At 62.2% G+C, this 23,705-nt stretch carries 24 protein-coding genes and 1 pseudogene; 14 read left to right on the top strand and 11 right to left on the bottom strand.

All coding sequences use genetic code 11. The features are described 5' to 3' along the window. Nucleotides 1–9 precede the first annotated feature (9 nt). The 4 genes and pseudogenes from RAN89_RS04500 (at nt 10) to RAN89_RS04485 (ending at nt 3,658) form a co-directional block, all read left to right on the top strand. Nucleotides 10–1,502 (top strand): annotated as a pseudogene (locus RAN89_RS04500) (AMP nucleosidase). After that, nucleotides 1,502–2,434, top strand: coding sequence for an ATP-binding cassette domain-containing protein (locus RAN89_RS04495; protein WP_313868447.1), 933 nt, complete (start codon nt 1,502–1,504; stop codon nt 2,432–2,434). The pseudogene RAN89_RS04500 and the gene RAN89_RS04495 overlap by 1 nt, the downstream one beginning before the upstream one ends. Before the next feature lies 1 nt (nt 2,435). Further along, nucleotides 2,436–3,263: an ABC transporter permease gene (locus RAN89_RS04490; RefSeq protein ID WP_313868446.1), complete on the top strand. Its 828-nt coding sequence runs from the start codon at nt 2,436–2,438 to the stop codon at nt 3,261–3,263. Between the two features lie 53 nt (nt 3,264–3,316). Further along, nucleotides 3,317–3,658 (top strand): energy transducer TonB, encoded by a 342-nt coding sequence (locus tag RAN89_RS04485; protein WP_313868445.1) that lies wholly within the window; start codon nt 3,317–3,319, stop codon nt 3,656–3,658. Here RAN89_RS04485 and RAN89_RS04480 read toward each other — a convergent pair. Further along, complete coding sequence (locus tag RAN89_RS04480; protein ID WP_313869342.1) at nt 3,655–5,253, bottom strand: GMC family oxidoreductase; 1,599 nt, start codon at nt 5,251–5,253, stop codon at nt 3,655–3,657. The two genes, RAN89_RS04485 and RAN89_RS04480, sit on opposite strands and share 4 nt — an antisense overlap. Before the next feature lie 145 nt (nt 5,254–5,398). Between RAN89_RS04480 and RAN89_RS04475 the strand changes: the two genes are divergently transcribed. Next, the gene (locus RAN89_RS04475; RefSeq protein ID WP_313868444.1) at nt 5,399–5,863 is read left to right on the top strand and encodes a MarR family winged helix-turn-helix transcriptional regulator; all 465 of its coding nucleotides are present in this window, start codon (nt 5,399–5,401) and stop codon (nt 5,861–5,863) included. Nucleotides 5,864–5,913: 50 nt separating this feature from the next. After that, nucleotides 5,914–6,342, top strand: a complete 429-nt coding sequence (locus tag RAN89_RS04470) for an organic hydroperoxide resistance protein (RefSeq protein WP_313868443.1) — start codon at nt 5,914–5,916, stop codon at nt 6,340–6,342. 62 nt (nt 6,343–6,404) lie between these two features. Here RAN89_RS04470 and RAN89_RS04465 read toward each other — a convergent pair whose 3' ends face one another. Then, nucleotides 6,405–6,830 (bottom strand): potassium channel family protein, encoded by a 426-nt coding sequence (locus RAN89_RS04465; protein WP_313868442.1) that lies wholly within the window; start codon nt 6,828–6,830, stop codon nt 6,405–6,407. Between the two features lie 136 nt (nt 6,831–6,966). On the opposite strand from RAN89_RS04465, the gene RAN89_RS04460 reads away from it, so the two are divergent. The 3 genes from RAN89_RS04460 (at nt 6,967) to RAN89_RS04450 (ending at nt 10,494) form a co-directional block, all read left to right on the top strand. After that, nucleotides 6,967–7,716: a metallophosphoesterase family protein gene (locus RAN89_RS04460; RefSeq protein ID WP_313868441.1), complete on the top strand. Its 750-nt coding sequence runs from the start codon at nt 6,967–6,969 to the stop codon at nt 7,714–7,716. Continuing rightward, nucleotides 7,713–9,236 (top strand): bifunctional serine/threonine-protein kinase/universal stress protein, encoded by a 1,524-nt coding sequence (locus RAN89_RS04455; RefSeq protein ID WP_313868440.1) that lies wholly within the window; start codon nt 7,713–7,715, stop codon nt 9,234–9,236. Before RAN89_RS04460 ends, RAN89_RS04455 begins: the two co-directional genes overlap by 4 nt. Nucleotides 9,237–9,375: 139 nt before the next feature. After that, nucleotides 9,376–10,494: an S-(hydroxymethyl)glutathione dehydrogenase/class III alcohol dehydrogenase gene (locus tag RAN89_RS04450; RefSeq protein WP_313868439.1), complete on the top strand. Its 1,119-nt coding sequence runs from the start codon at nt 9,376–9,378 to the stop codon at nt 10,492–10,494. Between the two features lie 13 nt (nt 10,495–10,507). Here RAN89_RS04450 and RAN89_RS04445 read toward each other — a convergent pair whose 3' ends face one another. Further along, entirely contained in the window at nt 10,508–11,506 is a 999-nt protein-coding gene (locus RAN89_RS04445) for a GlxA family transcriptional regulator (RefSeq protein ID WP_313868438.1), read from the bottom strand. Between the two features lie 67 nt (nt 11,507–11,573). Here RAN89_RS04445 and RAN89_RS04440 point away from each other — a divergent pair, with 67 nt between their 5' ends. Together RAN89_RS04440 and RAN89_RS04435 are read left to right on the top strand one after the other, a co-directional pair. Continuing rightward, entirely contained in the window at nt 11,574–12,704 is a 1,131-nt protein-coding gene (locus RAN89_RS04440; protein ID WP_313868437.1) for a serine/threonine protein kinase, read from the top strand. Between the two features lie 55 nt (nt 12,705–12,759). Further along, nucleotides 12,760–13,437: a phosphatase PAP2 family protein gene (locus RAN89_RS04435; RefSeq protein WP_313868436.1), complete on the top strand. Its 678-nt coding sequence runs from the start codon at nt 12,760–12,762 to the stop codon at nt 13,435–13,437. Here the strand turns inward: RAN89_RS04435 and RAN89_RS04430 are convergent. After that, nucleotides 13,434–14,300: an NAD-dependent epimerase/dehydratase family protein gene (locus RAN89_RS04430; RefSeq protein ID WP_313868435.1), complete on the bottom strand. Its 867-nt coding sequence runs from the start codon at nt 14,298–14,300 to the stop codon at nt 13,434–13,436. The genes RAN89_RS04435 and RAN89_RS04430 overlap by 4 nt on opposite strands. A 44-nt stretch (nt 14,301–14,344) precedes the next feature. On the opposite strand from RAN89_RS04430, the gene RAN89_RS04425 reads away from it, so the two are divergent. Next, entirely contained in the window at nt 14,345–15,163 is an 819-nt protein-coding gene (locus RAN89_RS04425) for a Rossmann-like and DUF2520 domain-containing protein (protein ID WP_313868434.1), read from the top strand. 14 nt (nt 15,164–15,177) lie between these two features. Here the strand turns inward: RAN89_RS04425 and RAN89_RS04420 are convergent, their stop codons facing one another. The 4 genes from RAN89_RS04420 to RAN89_RS04405 form a co-directional block, all read right to left on the bottom strand. Beyond that, nucleotides 15,178–15,795: an exopolysaccharide biosynthesis protein gene (locus tag RAN89_RS04420; RefSeq protein ID WP_313868433.1), complete on the bottom strand. Its 618-nt coding sequence runs from the start codon at nt 15,793–15,795 to the stop codon at nt 15,178–15,180. Then, nucleotides 15,792–16,751: a TerC family protein gene (locus tag RAN89_RS04415; RefSeq protein WP_313868432.1), complete on the bottom strand. Its 960-nt coding sequence runs from the start codon at nt 16,749–16,751 to the stop codon at nt 15,792–15,794. Before RAN89_RS04415 ends, RAN89_RS04420 begins: the two co-directional genes overlap by 4 nt. Nucleotides 16,752–17,026: 275 nt before the next feature. After that, nucleotides 17,027–17,845: a phosphatase PAP2 family protein gene (locus RAN89_RS04410; protein ID WP_313868431.1), complete on the bottom strand. Its 819-nt coding sequence runs from the start codon at nt 17,843–17,845 to the stop codon at nt 17,027–17,029. Between the two features lie 6 nt (nt 17,846–17,851). Further along, the gene (locus tag RAN89_RS04405; RefSeq protein ID WP_313868430.1) at nt 17,852–19,354 is read right to left on the bottom strand and encodes an ArnT family glycosyltransferase; all 1,503 of its coding nucleotides are present in this window, start codon (nt 19,352–19,354) and stop codon (nt 17,852–17,854) included. Between the two features lie 86 nt (nt 19,355–19,440). Here RAN89_RS04405 and RAN89_RS04400 point away from each other — a divergent pair, with 86 nt between their 5' ends. Both RAN89_RS04400 and RAN89_RS04395 read left to right on the top strand, forming a co-directional pair. After that, a complete protein-coding gene (locus RAN89_RS04400) occupies nt 19,441–19,632 on the top strand; it encodes a 4-oxalocrotonate tautomerase (protein WP_087496029.1) in 192 nt (63 codons plus the stop codon). Nucleotides 19,633–19,696: 64 nt separating this feature from the next. Beyond that, on the top strand, nt 19,697–20,587 hold the full coding sequence (locus RAN89_RS04395; RefSeq protein WP_313868429.1) for a class II glutamine amidotransferase: 891 nt from the start codon (nt 19,697–19,699) through the stop codon (nt 20,585–20,587). Between the two features lie 13 nt (nt 20,588–20,600). Here RAN89_RS04395 and RAN89_RS04390 read toward each other — a convergent pair whose 3' ends face one another. From RAN89_RS04390 to RAN89_RS04380, 3 genes are all read right to left on the bottom strand, one after another. Further along, entirely contained in the window at nt 20,601–21,155 is a 555-nt protein-coding gene (locus RAN89_RS04390; RefSeq protein ID WP_313868428.1) for a PKD domain-containing protein, read from the bottom strand. A 173-nt stretch (nt 21,156–21,328) separates the two neighbouring features. Next, nucleotides 21,329–22,291, bottom strand: coding sequence for a glutathione synthase (gshB, locus tag RAN89_RS04385; RefSeq protein ID WP_313868427.1), 963 nt, complete (start codon nt 22,289–22,291; stop codon nt 21,329–21,331). Nucleotides 22,292–22,349: 58 nt separating this feature from the next. Further along, nucleotides 22,350–23,567: a benzoate/H(+) symporter BenE family transporter gene (locus tag RAN89_RS04380; protein ID WP_313868426.1), complete on the bottom strand. Its 1,218-nt coding sequence runs from the start codon at nt 23,565–23,567 to the stop codon at nt 22,350–22,352. Nucleotides 23,568–23,705: the final 138 nt, after the last annotated feature.

Raw genomic sequence — 23,705 nt, 5'->3', positions numbered from 1 at the left:
AATGGGGGCATGACCAGCCTGCCCCCCTTCATCGCCCCCGCCCGCTTTACCGACCCGGCCGCCGCCCTGGCCCAGGTGCATGCCATTTACGACCAGAGCATCAGCCATTTGCGCCAGGCCATGCAGCGCTTTGTGGCCGGTGAAGAGCTGGGCGGCCATGTACGCGCCTGCTACCCGCTGGTGCGCATCCACACCGATACCGTGTCCCGCAAGGCGGCCGCCGACATTGCCTGCCTGAGCTACGGCTTTGTGGCAGGCCCCGGCCGGTTCGAGACCACGCTCACGCGGCCTGACCTGTACCACCGCTATTACCTGGAGCAGTTCCGTCTGCTGCTGCAAAACCATGGCGGCGAGATTGAGGTGGCCACCAGCAACCAGCCGATTCCAGTGCATTTTTCGTTCGCCGAGCATGACCATGTGGAAGGCCAGATGAGCGCCGAGCGCCGCACCCTGATGCGCGATGTGTTCGACCTGCCCGACCTGGCCGCCATGGACGACGGCATTGCCAACGGCACCTACCAGCCCCGCCCCGGAGAGCCCCTGCCTTTGTCGCTGTTCACCGCGCCGCGCATGGACTACTCGCTGCACCGCCTGCGCCACTACACCGGCACTGGCCCGGAGCACTTCCAGAACTTTGTGCTCTTTACCAACTACCAGTTCTACATTGACGAGTTCATCGCGCTGGGCCGCAAAGCCATGCAGGACCCGGACAGCGAGTACATCGCCTTCGTGGAGCCCGGCAACATGATTACCCGCCGGGTCGGTCTGCCGCCAGAGGCCGCAGACGCACTGGGCAAAGAGCCCCCCGCCTGCCCCAGATGCCCGGCTACCACCTGGTGCGCGCCGACAACGCCGGCATCACCATGGTGAACATCGGGGTTGGCCCGGCCAACGCCAAAAACATCACCGACCACATTGCCGTATTGCGCCCGCACGCCTGGATCATGCTGGGCCACTGCGCGGGCCTGCGCAACAGCCAGCAGCTAGGCGACTATGTGCTGGCCCATGGCTATGTGCGCGAAGACCATGTGCTGGACGAAGAGCTGCCGCTGTGGGTGCCGATTCCGGCGCTTGCCGAAATCCAGGTCGCTTTGGAACAAGCCGTGGCCGATGTGACGCAGGTGAGCGGCAGCGCACTCAAGAGCATCATGCGCACCGGCACCGTGGCCAGCACCGACAACCGCAACTGGGAGCTGCTGCCCGACAACCAGCCCCAGCGCCGCTTCAGCCAAAGCCGTGCCGTGGCGCTGGATATGGAAAGCGCCACGATTGCCGCCAATGGCTTTCGCTTCCGCGTGCCTTACGGCACCTTGCTGTGCGTGAGCGACAAACCGCTGCACGGCGAAATCAAGCTGCCCGGCATGGCCAACCACTTTTACCGCGAGCGGGTGGACCAGCATTTGCGCATCGGCATCCGCGCCCTGGAGCTGTTGCGTTCTCAAGGCATAGACCAGTTGCACAGCCGCAAGCTGCGCAGTTTTGCGGAAGTGGCATTTCAATAATGGCAACACCGAACTCCACCTTTTTCCAAGTCGAGCACCTGCACAAGCGCTACGGCGATGCCGAGGTCGTCAAAGACCTGTCCTTCCACATCGCACCGGGCGAGTGCCTGGGCGTCATCGGCCCCAACGGTGCAGGCAAAACCACCACCATCCGCATGTGCCTGGGCCACACGCTGCCCGACGGCGGCACCATCACGGCCATGGGCTTGCAAATGCCCCATGAGGCCATGGCCATCAAGGCGCAACTGGGCGTGGTCACCCAGTTCGACACCCTGGACCCGGACTTCACCTGCGCGGAGAACCTGCTGGTCTATGGCCGTTACTTCGGCATGAAGGATGCCGCGATCAAGGCTCGCATTCCGCAGCTGTTGGAGTTTGCGGCGCTGACCCACAAAGCCAATGCAAAGCCCGGCGAATTGTCCGGCGGCATGCGCCGGCGCTTGAGCCTGGCCCGCGCACTGGTGAATGACCCCAAGCTGCTGCTGCTCGACGAGCCCACCACCGGGCTGGACCCGCAAGCCCGCCACCTCATGTGGGAGCGGCTGCAGGTCTTGTTGCAGCAGGGCAAGTCGATTCTGCTGACCACCCACTTCATGGACGAGGCCGAGCGCCTGTGCAACCGCCTGCTGGTGTTGGACCATGGCAAGAAAATTGCCGAAGGCACCCCACGCGACCTGATTGCTGCCCACCTCGAGCCCGATGTGGTCGAGGTGTTTGGTGTAGGCGCTCAGGCGCTGGTGGACAGCCCTTTGCGCAACCTTGCTGCGCGGGTCGAAGTCAGCGGCGAGACCGTGTTCTTCTACACCCAGGATTCCGCGCCGCTGTTGCAGGCGCTTGCAGCCCACCCCCAGCTGCGCACCCTGCACCGCCCGGCCAATCTGGAAGACCTGTTTTTGAAATTGACCGGACGCCAGATCCGAGAGGACGCCTGATATGAGCACCCCCACAACTGCCCCACTTCTCAAGCCTCAGAGCATCTGGCGCGCGCCCGAGCTATCCATGCGTTTCTGGCCGGTGTTTTTGCGCAACCTGCTGGTCTGGCGCAAGCTGGCCATTCCCAGCCTGGTGGGCAATATTGCCGAGCCCTTGATGTGGCTGGTCGCCTTCGGCTACGGCATGGGTGCGCTGGTCGGGCAGATCACGGTGAACGGGCAGCAAGTGCCCTACATCCTGTTTCTGGCCAGCGGCTCCATTTGCATGAGCGCCATGCAATCGGCCTCATTTGAAGCGCTGTACTCCGCGTTCAGCCGCATGCATGTGCAAAAGACCTGGGACGGCATCATGAACGCGCCCGTGAGCCTCGACAACGTGGTGCTGGCGGAGATGCTGTGGGCGGCCTTCAAGTCGCTGTTCACCGTCACCGCCATCATGGGCGTGATGCTGGCCCTGAGCATCAGCCACAGCCCCAAACTACTGGTGGCCTGGCCCATTTTGCTGGGGGTAGGTATCACCTTCAGCTGCATTGCGCTCATCTTCAACGCGCTGGCCAAGGGCTACGACTTTTTCACCTACTACTTCACGCTATTCCTCACGCCCATGATGTTTTTGAGCGGTGTGTTCTTCCCGCTGGAACAGCTGCCCCAAGCGGTGCGCGTGGTGGCCGACTGGCTGCCCCTGTCCAACGCCGTGGCGCTGGTACGGCCACTGTTCATGGACCAGTGGCCGACCGACACCATGCGGCATCTGGGGGTACTGGTGGGCTACGCGGTGGTGTCGTTCTGGGTGGCGTTGGCGTTGACGCGCAAGCGGTTTGCGAAGTAAGCGGGCACAGGGGATTGGTCATGCGGCCTATGCGCCTACTTGCTCTCTTCTCGTTGGCAGCAGCACTCGGCGACAAGGGCATTCCGCTTGCACTCGCCGATGAGGCGACGCCTTACCAACCTTCTGCGCAGTACGCTGGCCGTATTGCCGCGGCCGTGAAACGCAATTTGGTCTACACGGAAGCCCTTGCAGTCAACAAGGCCGCCGAGGTGGAAATCACCCTGGCCGTCGACGGTAGCATTGTGGACCGCCGACTACTAAGGTCCAGTGGCGTGCCTTCCTGGGATGAGGCAGCGCTCCAGGCGGTTGATCGAACAAAGCGCCTCCCACTAGACAGCAGTGGACGCGTGCCGCCCGTCATCACCATCGCCTTTCACCACTCCTCGTTCAATTAAGCCGTCCCCCATGCCCCCTTGATCAAATCCGCCGCTTTTTCTGCAATCATGATGGTCGGGGCGTTGGTATTGCCGCTGACGATGCGGGGCATGATGGAGGCATCCACCACCCGCAGGCCCTCCATACCGTGGACACGCAGCTCGTGGTCCACCACATCCAATTCACCCGGCCCCATGCGGCAGCTGCCCACAGGGTGATACACCGTATCCGCGTAATCGCGGATGAATTGCTCGATGGCCAGGTCGCTGGTAGCTTGGGCAGAGGCCGCCACCTCCCGACCGCCCAGCGCTTGCATGGCCGGCTGTTGCAGCACATGGCGCATGATGCGAAAGCCCCGCATCAGTCGCTCCACATCGTCCCGCACACCCAGGAAGTTCGGGTCTATGAGTGGAGCGGCGAACGGGTCCTTGCTCTCCAGCGTCACGCTGCCGCGGCTCATGGGGCGCAGCAGGCAGACGTGGCAGGAATACCCGTGGCCAAACACCGTGCCGCGCCCGTGGTCCACCAGCTTGGCGATCACAAAGTGGAACTGCAGATCCGGCGTTTTTTCCTCGCTCTGGCTTTTCACGAATCCACCGGCCTCGGCGAAGTTGGTGGTTAACAGGCCCGTACGCTGTTTGCGCCACTCCAGCGTGGCGCCTATCAGGCGTGCAATTCCGCCGGGAGTCACGCCCACGCTTTGGGTGAGCTTGGGCGCATGCACCATTTGCACGACGTCGATATGGTCATGCAGTTGCTGCCCCACGCCGGGCAGGTCATGCACGGTGGGAATACGGTGTTCCAGCAAGTGCTGATGCGGGCCTATGCCAGAAAGCATCAGTATCTGAGGCGACTGCAGTGCGCCCGCGCACAGCAACACTTCGCGGCTGGCGCGCAGCTGCTTGGTGTGGCCTTGGTGCACAAACTCCACCCCAACCGCACGCTTGCGCTCGGTCAGGATGCGGGTGGTGTGAGCCCCTGTGAATACATGCAGATTCGGTCTATGGAGGTTGGGCGTCAGATAGGCCTTGGCGGCACTGAAGCGCTCTCCATGCTTGTGGGTCACTTGGTACATGCCCACGCCCTCTTGCACCGCCCCGTTGAAGTCCATGTTTTGCGGGTAGCCCGCTTGCACACCGGCCTGGATAAATGCCGGTCCGAGGTCGGTCGGGCTGGTGAGGTCCTGCACATGAAGCGGCCCGCCTGTGCCATGGAAGGCATCCGCGCCACGGGCGTTGTCTTCGGCCTTTTTGAAGTAGGGCAAGACTTCGTCGTAACTCCAGCCCGGATTACCTTCGGCTGCCCAGTGGTCATAGTCTTCCCTCTGGCCGCGCACGTAGATCATGGCATTGACCGAACTGGAGCCCCCCAACACCTTGCCGCGTGGCTGGTAACCGCGGCGGCCATTGAGGCCCGGCTGTACCGTGGTGTTGAAGGCCCAGTTGGCCTGCCCGTTGCGCGCCAGCGCCGCAATACCTGCCGGACAGTGGATGAGCACGCTTTTGTCTACCGGCCCGGCCTCCAGCAAGGCAACCTGAATGGCGGGGTTTTCGCTCAAGCGTGCTGCCAGCACGCAGCCTGCCGATCCGCCACCGATGATGATGTAGTCCCACATGTGCATTACCCCTTGTCCGGTACCAGACCGCACGTTAGCCACTGCGCTGCGCCCTGCCAAGACCCGATTTACCCTTGTCCCCGACGTGACCATGGTTTCTTAATTTAAATTGCACACAATTTAATTGCCAGCTACAATTCAACCCATGCCAAGCAAACGCACACTCCCTGCCAACGATGCCGCCTTGCGGCTGGACAACCAGCTGTGCTTCGCGCTGTATTCGGCATCGCTGGCCATGACCAAGCTGTACAAGCCTTTGCTTGAAGCGTTGCAACTCACCTACCCCCAATACCTGGTCATGCTCGTACTGTGGGAAACCGATGGCATGAGCGTTTCTGCGCTGGGCGAACGATTGTTCCTCGATTCGGGCACGCTCACCCCTTTGCTCAAGCGCATGGAAGCCAGTGGCCTGTTGCACCGCCAGCGCAGCGCCCAAGATGAACGCAAAGTTGAAGTTTTTCTGAGCCCTGAAGGCCGCGCCTTGAAGGCCAAAGCGATCAGCATTCCGGCCTGTGTGGTGGCGGCCAGCGCTTGCCCCATCCCGGAATTGATGTCGCTCACCGGCCAAATCCGAAACTTGCGCGACCAGATAAGCGCCGCACACCACTAAGTTTTACCCACCCCACCGCTGCAGACGCAGTTTTTTCAAAGGAAAACACCATGGTCAACAAGATCGACAAAGTTCTCTACACCGCCCACGCCAAGTCCACCGGTGGCCGTGACGGCACAACCCGCACCTCTGACGGCCTGTTGGACCTGAAATTGGCTGTCCCCAAGGAAATGGGCGGCCCCGGCGGCGGCGTGAACCCTGAACAATTGTTCGCCTCTGGCTACAGCGCTTGCTTCATCGGCGCCATGAAGTTTGTGGCTGGCACCCAGAAGATCGCCCTGCCTGCGGACACCAGCATCAACGCGTCGGTGGGCATCGGCCAGATTCCCCAGGGCTTCGGCATTGAAGTGGCGCTGGAAGTCAGCATCCCCGGCATGGACAAAGCTGCTGCAGAAGCCCTGGTTGCCAAGGCTCACGAGGTGTGCCCGTATTCCAACGCCACCCGCGGCAACATCGAAGTGAAGATCACCGTGGTCTAAGAGGAAGGTTCGCAGCGGCGTCTTGGCGCCCTTGCGCTCCTGCCCACACGCCGGCATGCCCTTTAGGGTGTGCCGGTTTTTTCTTTGGGGCCTTCTTCCCGCAGGGTGTGAACTTCATCGCGCAAATGACGCACCTCCAGCCGCAAGGCGTGGATCTCGCGTAGCAACTCACTGTCCACCGCCCGCTCCTCCACTTCCACCAGCATGGCCGCCACGGATGCAGTCACCAGGGACAGCACCGCCAGCCCCATGAGCACCACCACCACGGCAAAGAAGCGCGATGCATGCGTACTGGGCACGATATCTCCGTAGCCCACCGTGGCGGCGGTCGTGAAAGCCAGCCACAGGCCATCGCTGTAAGTCTCCGCCCTGGGCTCCAAAGCCCAAAAGCCCAAACCGCCCAACCCCAGAATCAGCATGCACAGGCCCAATGAATAGATGAGCCCACGGCGACCGATCACGAGTTTGTGCAGTTTGACTTTGCGCATAAAACCACTGTAAGGCCGCCCTGCAGGGCAGACATTGACCTGCATCAATTGGCCAAGCACCTCCATTCTGCAAACTTGCCGTCAGCCCGGCAAGGCATGATGCAGCGATGATGACAAGAACAGAGATGGAGACGGGATGAGATTGGCTTTGTTGTCCGACATTCACGGCAACCTGCAGGCGCTGGACGCCTGCCTGGCGCATGCGCGTGCGCAAAAGACGCAGCGCTTCGCCTTTCTGGGGGACATGGTGGGCTATGGCGCACAACCGGCCGAAGTGGTGGAGCGCATCATGCTGCTCACCGAAGAAGGTGCCATCGTGCTCAAGGGCAACCATGACGACATGGCCGTCAATCCGCCCCCAGTGGCCAAGACGCTGGGTGACAGCACCGCGGACTGGACACACCATCAACTCAACGACAGCCAGCGGGAATGGATGGCCGCCCTGCCCCTCACCCACCACATGGACACTGTGCTACTGGTGCATGCCAGCGTGGAGGCGCCCGAACTCTGGCGCTATGTGTACGACGAGCGCAGTGCCACCGAGAGCCTGAATGCCGCCAGTGCCTTCCCGGATGTGCGGTACGTGTTCGGTGGCCATGTGCACTTGCAAAGCCTGTACTACCGGGGCACGGACGGACTGATGAAGTTCACCCCGCAAGCCGGAGTCGCGGTGCCCGTCCCCAAACACCGGCAGTGGTTGAGCACTGTGGGCTCAGTCGGCCAGCCGCGCGACGGCAACCCGCAAGCCATGTACACCTTGCTTGATACCGAGCGCCAACAACTCACCTACCACCGCGTGCCCTACGACCATGACGCAGCCGCCGCTGCCATACGGCACGCAGGGCTGCCTGAGTTCTTCGCCCAGCGCTTGGAGGAAGGCCGGTGAAACTGCTGGAGCCCGGCGAAATACTGGATGGCTTCCGTATTGAGGCCTGCCTCCACTCGGGCGGCATGGCCCACATTTACCAAGTGGTGTATTCCGATGGCAGGCCGGGTCCGGGTTTTGAGATGGCGATGAAAGTGCCCCGCATGACTGCAGGCGACGGCGCAGAAAACATCGTCAGCTTCGAGGTGGAATGCCAGATCATGCAGGCCCTGAGTGGGCCGCACACGCCCCGATTTGTAGCGGCCGGCGACCTTCTGCACGTGCCCTACCTGGTGATGGAATATGTGCACGGCCGCACGCTGCAGCACTGGCTGGAGGGCCCGCAACCTCTGGACATTGCGGAGATCACCCGCCTCGGAGCAGCAGTGGCGCGGGCGGCCCATGCACTGCACCAGCAGAACACCGTGCACCTGGACCTCAAGCCGGCCAATGTGCTCATCCGCGACGATGGCAGTGCCGTCCTGCTGGACTTCGGCCTGTCCTGCAACGCCCACTTTCCGGATCTGCTGGCCGAACAATTGCGCAAGGCAGTGGGCTCGCCGGCCTGGATCGCCCCGGAGCAGGTGGTGGGGGTGCGGGGCGACCCGCGCAGCGATGTATTCGCCATCGGGGTCATGCTCTACCAGCTGTGCACCGAAGAGCTGCCCTTCGGCGAACCACAAACCAGCGCTGGGCTGCGCCAGCGGCTGTGGATGGACCCTGTGCCGCCACGCAAGCGCCGCTCGGACGTACCCGCATGGTTGCAAGAGGTGGTGCTGCGCTGCCTCGAACCTGAAGCCGCCAAGCGCTACCCTTCGGCTGCACACCTGGCCTTTGATCTGGCGCACCCCACGCAAGTGCACGTCACCCGCCGGGGCACCAATGTGGAGGGAACGCCCTTCAGCACCCACTTCAAACGCTGGATCAAGGCAGCGGGCATGCACTACCAGCCCAGCCCGGTGCCCGCACAGCAGGTGGAAGAGGTGCCCATCGTCATGGTGGCAGTCCCCCACAAAGACGCGACCGATGCCACCCTGTACAGCCTGCGTCAGGCTGTGGCCCGATCACTGGGCACCCGCCCCGGTGCTCGGCTGGCCTGCGTCACCGTCATCTCTGGCGGTCAAACCAGCGCCTCGGACGAAGCCCGCAGCGAAACACAGGTGCACCGCCGCTACCTGAACACCTTGCGGCAATGGGCGCAGCCCTTGGATTACCCGGGCCATCAAATCTCTTGCCACGTGCTGGAAAGCAGTGACGTCGCCCAAGCGCTGCTGGACTATGCACGCGGCAACAACGTCAGCGTCATCGTCATGGGTGCGGCTACCCACGGCCTCAAAACACAGCGATTTGTCGCCACCGTGCCCATCAAGGTGGCCATGGAAGCCCCGTGCACCATCATCCTGGTAAAGCAAGCACTGCCCTTCGAACACCTGGGTGGAAAAGGCGGAGCACATGAGGGGGGCGGCTATTCGGACTCCGACTCCGACGCCCACGGTGACAGCCTCTCAGGCTACGGGGACGACCTCGGCCCGCTGGGCTAAACACGCTTGGGCGGCCAAATTGCTGTCCGGGCCGGACAAGCTACGCCGCGAAGGCACACACGTCCGCAGCCATGCGCCTGATTGCCCCTACCATAGCCCCACCCACCGCAGCGCATTCCCCACCCACACCGAGACACTCATGCAAACACGTGCCGCCGTCGCCTGGAAAGCAGGCCAACCCCTCACCATTGAAACCGTGGACCTGCAAGGCCCCAAGTTCGGCGAAGTGCTCGTCGAAATCAAGGCCACCGGCATCTGCCACACCGACTACTACACCCTGAGCGGTGCCGACCCTGAAGGCATCTTCCCCGCCATTCTGGGGCACGAAGGCGCAGGCATTGTGGTGGACGTGGGCCCCGGCGTAACCAGCCTCAAAAAAGGTGACCACGTCATTCCGCTTTACACCCCTGAATGCCGCCAGTGCAAGTTCTGCCTGAGCCGCAAGACCAACCTGTGCCAGCTGATTCGCGGCACCCAGGGCAAGGGTCTGATGCCCGATGCCACCAGCCGCTTCAGCCTGAATGGCGACCCCATCTTCCACTACATGGGCACCAGCACCTTCAGCAACTACACCGTGGCGCCTGAAATCAGCTTGGCCAAAATCCGTGACGACGCCCCTTTTGACAAAGTTTGCTACATCGGCTGCGGCGTGACCACCGGTATCGGTGCAGTAATCTTTACCGCCAAGGTGGAAGCCGGTGCCAACGCGGTCGTATTCGGCCTGGGCGGCATCGGCCTGAACGTGATCCAGGGCCTGAAGATGGTGGGTGCGGACAAGATCATCGGTGTGGACCTGAACCCTGCCCGTGAAGCCATGGCCCGCAGCTTTGGCATGACCCACTTCCTGAACCCCAAGGACATTGAAGCCGCTGGCGGCAACATCGTGGACGCGATTGTGCAGCTCACCGACGGCGGCGCCGATTACAGCTTCGAGTGCATCGGCAACACCAAGGTCATGCGCCAGGCGCTGGAGTGCACCCACAAGGGCTGGGGCCAGAGCATCATCATCGGCGTGGCCGAAGCCGGTGCCGAAATCTCCACCCGCCCCTTCCAGTTGGTCACGGGCCGGGAATGGAAGGGCTCTGCCTTTGGTGGCGCACGCGGCCGCACCGATGTGCCCAAAATCGTGGACTGGTACATGGAAGGCAAGATCAACATCGACAGCCTGATCACCCACACCATGCCGCTGGAAGACATCAACAAGGGCTTCGATTTGATGAAGCGCGGCGAGTCGATCCGCGGCGTGGTGATTTACTAAAACCCGCTGAAGCTTATGCCGGGAGTGCGCTGGCAAAACGCTCCCGGTAGGCTTGGGGGCTCACCCCCAAGTGCTTGAGGAACAACTTGCGCAAAGGCTGTTCCGAAGCGAAGCCAACGCGCGCGGCAATCGTCTTGAGCGGCAAGTCGCCCTCTTCCAGCATGCGTCTGGCGGCCTCCAATCGGGCTGCCTCAATGAATTGCACAGGGCTGCTGCCCACTTCTTTGGCAAAAACTCTTCTGAAGTTGCGCTCGCTCATGGCGGCGCGGGCTGCCAGCGCCGCGACATCCAAGGGTTGGGAAAGATTCGAGAGCACCCAGTCCTGCGCATCGCGGATGCCGGCATGACCGGTACTCTGGCTGGTGAGGTGCACGCTGAACTGCGACTGGCCACCAGGGCGCTTGAGGTACACCACCAGATCGCGCGCAACTTGCAGCGCCAGACTGCGGCCATGGTCTTCCTCCACCAAAGCAAGCGCCAAGTCAATACCGGCGGTCACACCGGCGGAGGTCCAGATACGGCCTTGACGCAGGTAGATGGCATCGGCCTTTACATCCACCGCCGGAAAGCGCTCTTGCAACAGGGACGCCACACTCCAGTGGGTGGTGGCCAACAGGCCGTCCAGCGCGCCGGCTTTGGCGAGGAAAAAGCACCCGGAACACAAGGCCACAAGACGCTCCAGGCGCGGCGCCACCGCGGCGGTCCAGGCCACAAGCGCGGGGTTGGCTTCCAGCGCCTGTTCGATGCCGCGCGCCCCGACGATCAGGGCGGTGTGGGGCAGATCGTCCTCACGCAGTGCCTGCGCGTCCAGCTGCATGTGCATGTCGGAGGCCACGGGGCCTGATGCGCTGGACACGATGCGCAGCACATACCCGGCCGGGCGGCCCTGTTGCACCAGGTGGATGTTGGCGTACTCAAAGACGCTCATGGCGCCTATGGCCTCGATGCCCTTGAATCCGGGGTAGACCAAGACGTCGACCCGCTTGGGCGCATGGGGTGGCAGAGATTGCATGGCGGCATTGTCACACCGCTGGCCATGTCGCCGTGCCGCGGATGGGCAGGAGGACGACAATAGCCCCATGCACAGCACCGCGGGCTCCGCCCTCCACCCCTTTGAATCCCTCACTCCCGACCTGGTGCTTGACGCCCTGGACAGCGTAGGCCTGCGTGGCGACGGGCGCCTGACCGCTCTCTCGTCCTACGAAAACCGCGTCTACCAAGTGCAGCTGGAAGACGGCGCCCCGGTGGTCGCCAAGTTCTACCGGCCTGAGCGCTGGAGCGATGCCCAGATCCAGGAGGAGCACGACTTTGCGGCGGAACTGATGGCCGCCGAAATTCCTGTGGTGGGGCCGATGGTGCTTAGTGGTCAATTCGCCGCCGGGCCGCCCCAAGGCGAATTCGCCCCCTCGGGGGGCAGCGACCCGCGCAGCGGTGGAGCGTGGGGGCCACGTTCTCTTCACCACTTCGGCGGCTTTGCCTTCTCGGTGAGCCCCCGCCGTGGTGGCCGCCCGCCCGAGCTGGACGATGGCGAGGTGCTGGAATGGATTGGCCGCTTTCTGGCGCGCATCCATGCCGTGGGTGCCAAGCGCCCGTTTGTGCACCGCCCGGCCTTGGATGTGCAAACCTTTGCCATCGAGCCCATGCAGTGGCTGCTGGCCAACAACATGGTGCCGCTGGATGTGCAAACCCTGTGGAGTGAGCGCTGCCAGCACGCTATTGATTTGATAGCTGCTCGCGCAGATATGGCGGGCGCCACCGGCCAAAACAAGTCCAATACCAGCGGCATACGCCAGCTGCGACTGCACGGCGACTGCCACCCCGGCAACATTCTCTGGACGCCGACTGACGTGGCTGTCAGCGCGGGCCCCGGCCCGCATTTTGTGGACCTGGACGACGCGCGCACCGGTCCGGCGGTGCAAGACCTCTGGATGCTGCTCAGCGGCGACCGGCATCAGCAAACCCACCAGCTCGGCATGCTGGTGGACGGCTACGAGCAATTCCGAGAGTTCGACCGGGCCGAGCTGGCGCTGATCGAGCCGCTGCGCACCCTGCGCCTGATCCACTACAGCGCCTGGCTGGCCCGGCGCTGGAGCGACCCGACCTTTCCGGCCAACTTTCCGTGGTTCGGCACCAGCGACTACTGGAAGGGCCAAATCCAGATGCTGGAAGACCAGATCGAGGCCATGGACCACGACCCGCTGATCGTCTGACCGCGCTGCGCCGAGGGCTACACTGACGCCTCTTTTTGCACCGCAGCATTTGCCCATGTCCCACACGTTGCCCCTGAGCACCCAAGCCTGGTGGGTAATCACCCACATGGGCGCATCGAGCCTGCTGCTGCCTGCCTTGGCATTGGTACTGGGGGGGCTATGGGAAAGCGGCGCCCGTACAGTGGCACGCGCCTACCTGATGCGCATCGTGCTGGCCGTCACGATCACGGTCATCAGCAAGTGCTTGTTCTTCGGCTGGGGCATAGGCATTGCGGCGCTGGATTTCACCGGCATCAGCGGCCACACCCTGTTGGCCACCAGCATCTTGCCGCTGTTGCTACGGGGCATTCCCTGGCCAGCCATGCAAGGGCGTGGCTTGGGCGCAGCCATGGGCTGGGCGCTGGCCCTGGCAGTGGGCATTTCACGGGTGATGGTGAACGCACACAGCGTGAGCGAAGTGGTGGCCGGCTGGGTACTGGGGGCCGCGGTGAGCTGGCCGACGTTGCGTGCATTGGGTTCACGACCGCTGACCCACTGGGCCAGCAAGTTCGCGCCCCTGATCCTGCTGCTGGCCTTGCATGGCAATAGCGCGACCTTGCTGCCCACGCATGAGATCGAGGTGCGACTGGCACTCTGGGTTTCGGGGCAAGGCAAACCATTCGTGCGGCACCACCTGCATGCCCGTCACCCGGCCGCAGCACCAACGCCGCCTGCGGTGGGCGGTGCGCCCTAGATCGACGAACTGCCCAATACTTCCTGCACGCCATAGAGCGGCTTGTAGCCCAACAGACGTGCCGCTTTAGCGTGCGAAATCAGCGGATCTGCGCCTGCAAAGTCCGACGCGAACTGCGTGACTTCCGGCCAGAACTCGGCCATCAGTGCGCGACCGTCGCGGCCCGTCCAGTTGTGCGGGCCAGTGATGAAAAAGGTTTCGTGTTGGTGCTCCAGATCGGTTTCCAGAGCCAGGCGGTGCGCGGTGGCCACATCGCGCGCATCCACAAAGGTCCAGATGTTTTTGAACCAGTTGGGATATTCGGCAACCAGCGAGCGGTAGAAGGGGCGCTGCGCATCGTCCGGCAGCCAGACCCAGGGCATGCGCAAACACACGGTGCGCATGCCATAGCGCTCGGTGTAGGTCTTGCAGATTTGCTCGCTCACCACTTTGCTCAGGCCGTAGGGGTCCTGCGGGCGGGCCGGGTGCGACTCGTCCACCGGGATGTACAAAGGCGCCAAGCGGTGCGCGGCGAAAGCGAAGCCCATGGTCGATTCACTGGAGGTAAACACCACTTTGGCAATGCCATGCTGGGCGGCGGCTTCCAGCACGTTGAAGGTGCCGTTCACGTTCACGTCAAACACCCGCTTGGCCGGGTCATTGAGCGGGTGCGGAATGCCCGCTACATGCATCACCGCGTCATACCCTGCCATGGCCTGCAGCACCGCATCGAGCTGCAGCACGTCCACAACATGGTGCGCCACGTCGCTGCGGGCGGGGGCTGCCAGATCCAGCACACCCACGGCGTACCCGTGCTGCACCAGATCGTCCACAATGTATTTGCCGACGGCACCGGTGCCGCCTGTAACCAGAATTTTTTTCATGCCGCCATGGTAGCGGCGCCCACCGTTCCTGGAGTGAAGCGCGCGTGACAACTTTGAACCTGATGGGTGCCGGCCGGGTCGGCCGCACATTGGCCTCCCTGTGGGCACGGCATGGCGTATTCGAAATTCAGGATGTGCTGACCAGCAGCCTGACGAGCGCCCAAGAGGCTTGCACCGCCATAGGCGCTGGTACCGCCGTAGCAACCATTCAGGGCATGCGCCCGGCCGATGTGTGGATGGTGGCGGTGCAGGACGCACGGATTGCGGAGGTCGCCCATGCACTGGCTGCCACACACGCATCCGGATCCTCCCGCCCTATCGTCTTTCATTGCAGCGGCGCCCAGAACTCAAGCAGCTTGCAGCCCTTAGCCGAGTTGGGTTGGCGTACGGCCAGCGCGCACTGCATCCTGAGTTTTTCCAACGTAGCGGCGACGGTGCAGCAGTTTGCGGGCACAGCATGCGCACTCGAGGGCGACGCCAGCGCTTGCGAAACTATGCGTGCGGCATTCGAATCGATCGGCGCGCAAACGTTTGGTGTGGCCAGCGAAGACAAAGTGCTGTACCACGCTGCAGCGGTGTTTGCGACCAACTTTTTGCCGGTGCTGCAGTCCGTGGCAGAAGCTGCATGGACTCGCAGCGGCGTACCACCCGAGCTGATTCCTCACTTGCGCGCCACACTACTGCGTAACGCGGCAGACAACATCACCCGCCAGGGGCCCGCAGGCGCCTTGACCGGGCCCGCTGCGCGGGGCGATGTGGCCGCGATTGCACGGCAAGCTGACGTGGTGCAGGCATGGGATGCGCCCAGTGGTGATGCCTATAGGGCCCTCAGCACCCTGGCACTGAGGATGGCAGGCCACTGAAATTCGGCAGCGATTTACTGAGGACGAAGAGGCCAGGCAGCCCACAGCTCTGGCGCCCAGTGGGCCGCACCGCCGGCCAGTCCGGCCAGTACGGCGACCAGCGCCAAACCCAAAACGACACCGGAGAGCATGGCCAGTCCGTCTTCAAACACGAGCCCCAGTCCGATGAGCAGCAAGGCTGCCGCCGGTACCACATTGCCGAACGGAATGGGCAGAAAAATGATCAGCGCCATGGCGGCGACGAAGGGAGCGAGCCAGACCCGGTGACCGGGCTGCACCCACCAGCGCAACCTCGCCCGCATGACGCGGGAGGCTTTTTCATACAACCAGGCCAGGGTGTTCAGCGCCCGGCGCGCCATGGGTGGCGAGAGCTGGAAGCGCCCCACCTTGCGCGGCATGACCAGGCGCGGGTAGTAACGCCAGATCATCCATGCCACCATCGCCATCCCCATGGAAAGCAACATGCCCGCGCCAGGCACGGGCAAGAGGCAGGGGACTGCAAGCACTACCAGCAAGGCCCCCGGCCCCGCCCGCCCATGCAGGCGGAACAGTTGCTGCAGGCTCAGGGGTTGATCCTGCAGCGATGCCGCTGCGGCCCGCAGGCGATCGGCCTGCGTGTGGTGATCACTCATGCGCGTTCTTCCACCTTGCTGGTGCGAACGCTCAACCACATGGTGACGGCCAGAATGCCCACCACCACACCCAGGGATGCACCCACGGGGATCTTGTAGATATCGATCAGGCACATCTTTGTACCGATGAACACCAGGATGACCGCCAGGCCGTAGTTCAACAAGTGGAACTTGTTCGCCACCGCAGCCAGCAGAAAGTACATGGCACGCAGCCCCAGAATCGCAAACACGTTGCTGGTCAGCACGATGAAGGGGTCACTGGTGATCGCAAAGATCGCGGGGATGGAGTCCACGGCAAAGATCACGTCGGTCAGGGCCACCAAGCAGATCACCATGAACAAAGGCGTTGCGATCTTCTTGCCGTTTTCCACGGTCCAGAAATTTTCACCGTCGTAGTTCTTGCTCACGGGCAGAATTTTGCGCAGCAGCTTCAAGGCTGGGTTGTCATCCAGACTGGGCTCCTGGCTTGCGGCCCACCACATCTTTACGCCCGTGAGGATCAGGAAGGCGCCGAACACGTACAAGATCCAGTGGAACTCAGCCAACAACCAGCCGCCCACCAGAATCATGATGGTGCGCAACACGATCGCACCGATGATGCCGATCATCAGCACCCGCTTCTGGTAGTGCGACGGCACCGCGAAGTAGGTGAAGATCATCAGGAACACAAAGATGTTGTCCACCGCCAGTGACTTCTCGATGAGGTAGCCGGTCAGGAACTCCAGCGACTTGGTGTTCGCGATCTCGGTCGAACCGGTGGTGTCTTTGACAGCCCACCAGAACAAGCCATTGAACAGAAAGCTCAAGGCGATCCAGATCAGGGACCAGTTGAGCGCCTCTTTGACGCCGATGTCATGCGCGCCCTGCTTTTTGAGGACGACGAAGTCAACGAAGAGCGACACCAGAACGATGCCAATGAACGTGGCCCATAGCCACAGTGGTGCGATTGTTTGCATATGCAAGACCCTGAAATGGTTGAAACATTTCCTGTAGGTCTTGCGGGAGAGCGCCGGATGGCGCCTCTGCATGTTCCGGCCGGGGTAACACTGCCACCCGCGACGTACTGACGAAACATGCAAACCCGGCACCTGCGCGCCGGGATTGCTACTCCCCTAAAGGTGGACGGATCATGACAGAAAAAAACGGACTTTCATCAGTAGTCCCATTTTCCAAAGGGGCATTAGCTATGAAATTGATAGCTACTCGCGCCCATACAGCCTGCGCTAGCAGCCTATTTCTTTTGAAACGTCGATGCGAGCAATCGCCAGAGGTAAATCAACAAACTGGTGACTGCCACCACAGTGAGCACCATCTGAGCCCTATGGTTTTCCGCAAAATCAAGATCTTCAGTGACCAAATGAAAGATGGACAAGGCCACCAACACCGCAGCGATGCGCACACCCCAGGCCGTAGGCGCAAACTGCGTTGAAGGCAAGCGGATCCAAACTTGGTGCCCCAGCAAACCAGCGAGCAGGCCCAGACTGGCACCCACCGCCACATCACCCGGCCAATGGGCACCCACTGCAATGCGGGACAGTCCGGTGCCGGCAGCCAACACCAGCAACCACCAGTGGCGCCTGCGTTGGGCCACCGTGAGGGCGTAGTAGATGCCCGAGGCGACAGCAAAAGCCGTCAAGGTATGGCCGGAGGGCATGGACACGTTGTGCAGCAGCTCACCGACCACGCGCATCTGCGCGTTGTCGACTACCGCTGCCGGGCGCGGGCTTTCAATAAAGAACTTGCCGGTGCGCGCGAACAGCACGGCAAAAGGTGCCGCACACAGCCAGGCCACCATCAAGCGAGGAGCGAATACCAGCAGCGGGGCCGTTACCGCCAGCAAACCCCAGCCATTGCCCAGGAGGGACAAGCCGGTCCAGAACTCGGCGGCCAAGGGCGCGCACCACTGGTTGATGGTGATGAAAAGCGTGGGCTCCCACAGCTGCAGCCATAGTGGTGTGCCCAAAACGAAGATCACCAAAGGCCACCACCAGCTGCTGGCGGATACCGGGCTGGCGAGGGCGTGGGGCGTAACGGGACGAGGCATCAACATGGGGTTTCAGGAATTGGGCGGGAGTGTAAGCCGAGGCTGCGGTGCGGCACCGGACCAACCGCGGCAGTCATAGAAGCGGAAGCTCGCCAGGGGCTGACCCCAGTGCTGCACCGGCAGACTCTCCAGCAGGGTACAGGACGCAAAACCATGTGCTCCCACGGGAGCCTCGTAAGCCATATGGGACCAATCAACCAGCAAAGCCCCCTCGCCTGCGGACAAGTCCCCTGCCCACAGTTTGAACTGGGAATCCCCCTCCTCCAGAACGAACACCGGCAAGGGCCGCGCATACCAACCCAGGCGGCTGCCCAGCGTCCAGTTCTGCACGGCGACTCGCGACAATCCCTGTTGCTCCGCCAGCGTTTGGGCGCGGGCACCCGCAAGTTCCCAGCCATGCAAATCCGCAAAGGGATTGGGCCGCGGCGCCACAGCAGCATCGCTACCGGCAATGACCGGCCAGCCCGCGCTGCTCATCAGCCCCAGCAAGCAAGCACTTGCCAAGAACTGCAAAGAGGCCAAACCCGCTATCACCCTTCGCATGCCTCTGCGCCACGCAAAAGCCAGCCCCCAACCCGCAAAAGGTGCCAGCGCCACCCAAGAGGGTGCCGTCCAGTGCGGTAACGCAGTCCCGCCACCGGACATGTAGGCGAAAATCACAAAGGGAATGACAAACAGCCAGACCAAGGGCCGCAAAGGTGTCGGGGCACTGCGCCAACCCGGCGCCGCGAACAGCAACATCGGGCCAAAGACCAGCAGTTGCGTCAGCAGAAACCGCAACACGTGCGATAACTGCCATACACTGCCCTTGCCGTGCGCGAGCTGGTAGGTAAATGAAATCCACTGGTTCTGGGCGTTCCACACCAGCACGGGTGTAATCAGCAGCGCGGCAATGACCAAGCCGAGCCACAACGCAGGCAGACGCAGCACCCGCAACCCTTGGGCACCGACAACGCATACGGCAATTGCAACCGCAGTGAAGACGGCGGTGTATTTGGCCAAGCCCGACAAGCCCAGCAACACGCCCATCACCACCCACGGTACAACGCGGGTGGTAGCTGCTGGCTGCATCAAGGTCCAGGTCTGCTGCATCAGGGCCACGGTGAGCGCCATCAGCAAGGTATCAGGCAGCAGGCCTATACCCAGCACATGCAGCAAAGGCGCCAGCGCGAGTGCCGACACCGCAGCCAATGCCGCTTGCGGGGCCATCGCCTGGCCCGCAAAAAGCCGCAGCGTCAGCCGGTGCACGCCCCACACCGTGAGCAACCAGCACACGCCCGGCACCAAGCGAAGCACCGCGATCGGCGCGTCCAGAGCCACCAACGGTATCTGCACCCAACCCACCAGAGGCGGATGGTCGAAGTAGCTCAAGGCGGGGTGGGCGGCGTACAGCAAGTAATGCGCCTCGTCCACGGACAGACCCAGGAGCCCTCCCAGCAAGGCATGCAGCACAAACACCAGCAGCAACACACCACGTGCGCGGGCTGACGGTTCGGGAGGGAACAAAAATTGCAAAGGAAGAGTCGGAGGAAAATGGCAACCCCCGCAGTCTAATCTGCACGCCCCATTGACGTCATAACACCCCCGCAACAAGGAAGACCATGCCCACCTACCACGTCGAAATGTTTGAAGGCCGCTCCCCCGAGCAAAAGAAAAAGCTGGTGGAAGAAGTGACCCGGGTCACGGCCGAAACCCTGGGCTGCTCACCCGAGGCGGTGGACATCATCATCACCGAGGTCAAGCGCGAGAACTGGTCCACCGGCGGGAAGCTCTGGTCAGAGCCGCGCACATAAGCAAATGCACATTCCATCCGACCTGCCCTAGCCTTTCACGCACCCTGCGGAGTAAACTGTTTCCATGTGCCAACTGCTTGGAATGAACAGCCATTTGCCGGCCAGCCTGACGCTGAGCTTCACCGGCTTTTCGCAGCGGGGCGGCTGCACCGACCACCATTCGGATGGTTGGGGCATCGCCTTCTTTGAGAGCGAAGGCGACCAGCCCGGCAAGGCGGCACGGCATTTTGTGGACAAGGAAAGTGCATCGACCTCGCCGATTGCGAAGATGCTCAAGTCCTACCCGATCAAAAGCCATAACGTCGTGGCCCATGTGCGCAAGGCCACCGTGGGCGCCGTTACCCTCGAAAACTGCCACCCCTTTACCCGTGAACTTTGGGGCCGCTACTGGGTCTTCGCCCATAACGGTGACCTGAAAGAATTCAACCCCAGACTGCATGGCAGCTTCAAACCAGTGGGCAGCACCGATAGCGAGCTGGCGTTTTGCTGGCTGCTGCAGGAGTTGAACAAATCCCACGTCAAGGTGCCTACCGTCGAAGAACTCACGCGCACCTTGGCGGAACTGGTTCCCCAGATTGCGAAGCACGGCACGTTCAACTTTCTCTTGAGCAATGGCCAAGCCTTGTGGGCGCACGCCAGCACCAAGCTCTGCTACGTGCTACGCCAGCACCCTTTCCCGGAAGTGCAGCTCAAGGACGAAGACATGACCGTCGACCTCTCAGACCTGAACGGTCCCGAGGACCGGCAGGTGATTGTGGTGACCGAACCCCTCACCACCAACGAGGCTTGGGTCGCCATGGAGTCCGGCGAATTGCAGGCCTTCGTGGATGGCATACCGCTCACACGCACCGTGTGTAAAGCCACCCTGATTGCAGCGGCCGCGGCAGCGGCGGCACAACGGGAAGCCGAAGAGGCTGCCAAAGCCGCAGCCCTGGCAGCCTCCGCTGCAGGTTAATGGTTAACGGGCCTCAGGGCTTGCAACCGTATTGGCCCTTCTTGGTGTTTTCGAAGTAGCTCAGGTCACCACTACAGACATGCTTGGCTGCCGGCAATGCGGTGCCGGGCTTGGCCGCACACGTAAAGGCACCGGTTTTGGCATTGGGTTTGCCGGACAGCTTCCACGGCTTCTCACAAACATCGCCCGGTTTGGCTGGGGCTGCGGCTTTAGCCGTACCCGTCACCGAAATATCAACTGCACGCTCCGGGCCGCCGCAATTGGGGTGGTTCTGTACATTCTTCCCGCCCAAAGTCACATGGTAAGAACCGGGCTTGTCAAAGGTGCGGGTGATGACCAAGGGTACGGGGGTGTTCATATCGCTCACGGCATCCTTGAACGTGCCATCACCGAAGTCCACGACGAATCCGCAGTAATTCGATTTGATGACATCGATGTTGGCCGTGATGGTGACAGGCTCACCCACCTTGACGTTTGTGCTGGACGCAGTGATGGTGCCCAGTACCTGAGCGTTGGCGACACCGGCCAACAACAGACCAGCCGCGATAAGGGATGCTCGATAGTTCATAAAAATACGTCTCCAGTTGCCATGCCGCAGTGCCAATCTTGGCCGCAGACCATGTGGGGGGATTTTGCGTGCTGCAATCGTGAATGCAAGGGGGCAAGGTCAAACCGAAGCAGTAAAAAGTCACGAAATGTGAACTAGTGCCCCTCCGGTGCACTACCGCGGCGTCTCCGAGCTCAAGCAGCAGCCTGTGCCGCCTCCAAGGCGTCCAGGAACATCGCCGGCACATCAAAACCGGTCTGGTCCGTGATTTCCTGGAAGCAGGTCGGGCTGGTGACGTTGATCTCAGTGAGGCTATCGCCGATGATGTCTAGGCCCACCAGCAACAAGCCGCGTGCAGCGAGAACGGGCCCCAAGGCTTCTGCAATCGCACGGTCACTGTCGGTGATCGGCTGCGCCACACCCTTGCCGCCCGCAGCCAGGTTGCCACGCACCTCGCCACCCTGCGGAATGCGCGCCAGACAGAACGGAACGGGCTTACCGCCAATCACCAGCACCCGCTTGTCGCCTTCACTGATGGCCGGCAAGAACTTTTGCACCATCAAGGTCTGAGCCCCATCCTTGTTGAGCGTCTCGATGATGCCGCCCAGGTTCAGACCATCTTCCTTCACGCGGAAGATGCCCATGCCGCCCATGCCATCCAGGGGCTTCAAGATAATGTCGCGGTGTTCCGCGTGAAAGCGTCGGACATCATCCGCATCTCGGGTCACCAGAGTGGGGCCGATGAACTGGGGAAACTCCAGAATCGCCAATTTTTCAGGATGGTCGCGCAGCGCACGGGGTTTGTTAAAGACCTTGGCACCTTCCCGCTCTGCCTGCTCCAGCAGGTGAGTTGCGTAAAAGAACTCGCTGTCAAAAGGCGGGTCCTTGCGCATGACCACGCAGTCGAAGTCCTTCAGTGCCTGGGGCCGCTCATCGGGTTTGCTCTGGGCGGAGGTAAACCACACATCCGGGGCACCGGTGAGCGTGATGTCGCGCACATAGGCGGTCACCACACCGCCGCGCTGCCACATGATGTCCTTGGGTTCGCAGGCGCTGATGCGGTGGCCTCGCCTCTGAGCCTCACGCATCATGGAGAAGGTGGTGTCCTTGTAGATCTTGAACGACTCCAGCGGGTCGGCTACGAAAAGAATGTGCATGGTGTCTTTCTGCAAAATGGGGTGTCGGGCAAAGCCCTGCTGTGGCTCGATCAGTCAATCAGTTCTTGGCTTGCGGAGCGCGGGCACCATGTTGCACCAAAAGCGCCAACACCCCTGCCACCACGCCCCAAAAGGCTGAGCCGATGCCGGCGATTACCACTCCGCTGAGCGTGACCAGAAAAGTGATGAGGGCGGCTTCGCGATTGCGCTCGTCCTGCAGGGCTGCGTGCATCGCGCCGCCAATGGTGCCCAGCAGGGCCAAACCGGCAATCGCAGCCACCAGTTCTTTGGGGAACGCAGTCAATATGCCGGTGATTGCGGAGCCAAAAAGACCAATCACCACATAAATGGCTCCGCATGAAGCCGCTGCCGTATAGCGGCGCGCAGGATTCGCGTGGGCTTCCGGCCCCATGCAGATGGCCGCCGTAATGGCACTCAGATTCAAAGCGAAGGCTCCGAAAGGTGCCAGCACCAGCGTCGTTAAGCCAGTCAAGGTGATGACTTTGGAGATAGGAATGCCTGCGCCACCCCCCTGTGCATGGCGGTCGGCAAAACCGGCAGCCTGGATGGCGGCCACACCGGGCAAGTTCTGCGAGGCCATGGTCACGACAAATAGCGGCAAGGACATGCTGATGAACGCTGCCAGTGAAAAGGCCGGCGCCACGAAAACTGGCATCGTCAAGCCAAAATGAATGGTAGCGCCCGTGAACTGTGCGCGAGCAGCTACATAAATAATAGCAATCAACAAAGTGAGCGGAACTGCATAGCGGGGCAAAAAACGCTTGCCCAGCAAGTAGGTCGCGAACATCAGAGCCACCAAGGGCAAGGCCGTTTGCGCTGCGGCAAAGCCTTGCAGGCCGAAGCGGGCCAGCACACCGGCGAGCAAGGCGGAGGCCAGCGCCAGGGGGATGCGGTTCATCACCCGTTCAAACCAGCCTGTAGCACCGGCCACCGTGATGAGTACGGCACACAACATGAAAGCACCCACACCATCGGCCATGTTGAAACCGCCTGCGGTGGCGGCGGTGGCCAGTACGGCTGCGCCCGGCGTACTCCAGGCGACCATGACAGGCTTCTTCCACCACAAGGACGGAAGCAAAGAGCACAGCCCCATGCCGATGCCTAGCGCCCACATCCAGGAGGCGACCATCTCGGGCGTTGCGCCCAAGGCCAGCGCTGCTTGGAAGACGATCGCCACGGAGCTGGTAAAGCCCACCAGCACCGCCACAAATCCGGCGGTAAACGCCGAGAGACTCAGGTCTTTGAAAAATCGCATGCCCGCATTGTCAGCGATGCGGGCAGCGCCCCGCGCAGTGGCGGAGCGTGGGGGTCAGGCTTAACCGCCGGGCCGCCCCAAGGTGAGCACGCCCCCTCGGGGGGGCAGCGACCCGCACAGCGGTGGAGCGTGGGGGCA

The organism is Rhodoferax mekongensis (assembly GCF_032191775.1).
GTDB classification, from domain to species: domain Bacteria; phylum Pseudomonadota; class Gammaproteobacteria; order Burkholderiales; family Burkholderiaceae_C; genus Allorhodoferax; species Allorhodoferax mekongensis.
Note: the sequence above shows the minus strand (reverse complement) of the source record. Positions and strands in the feature narration are given on the sequence as shown.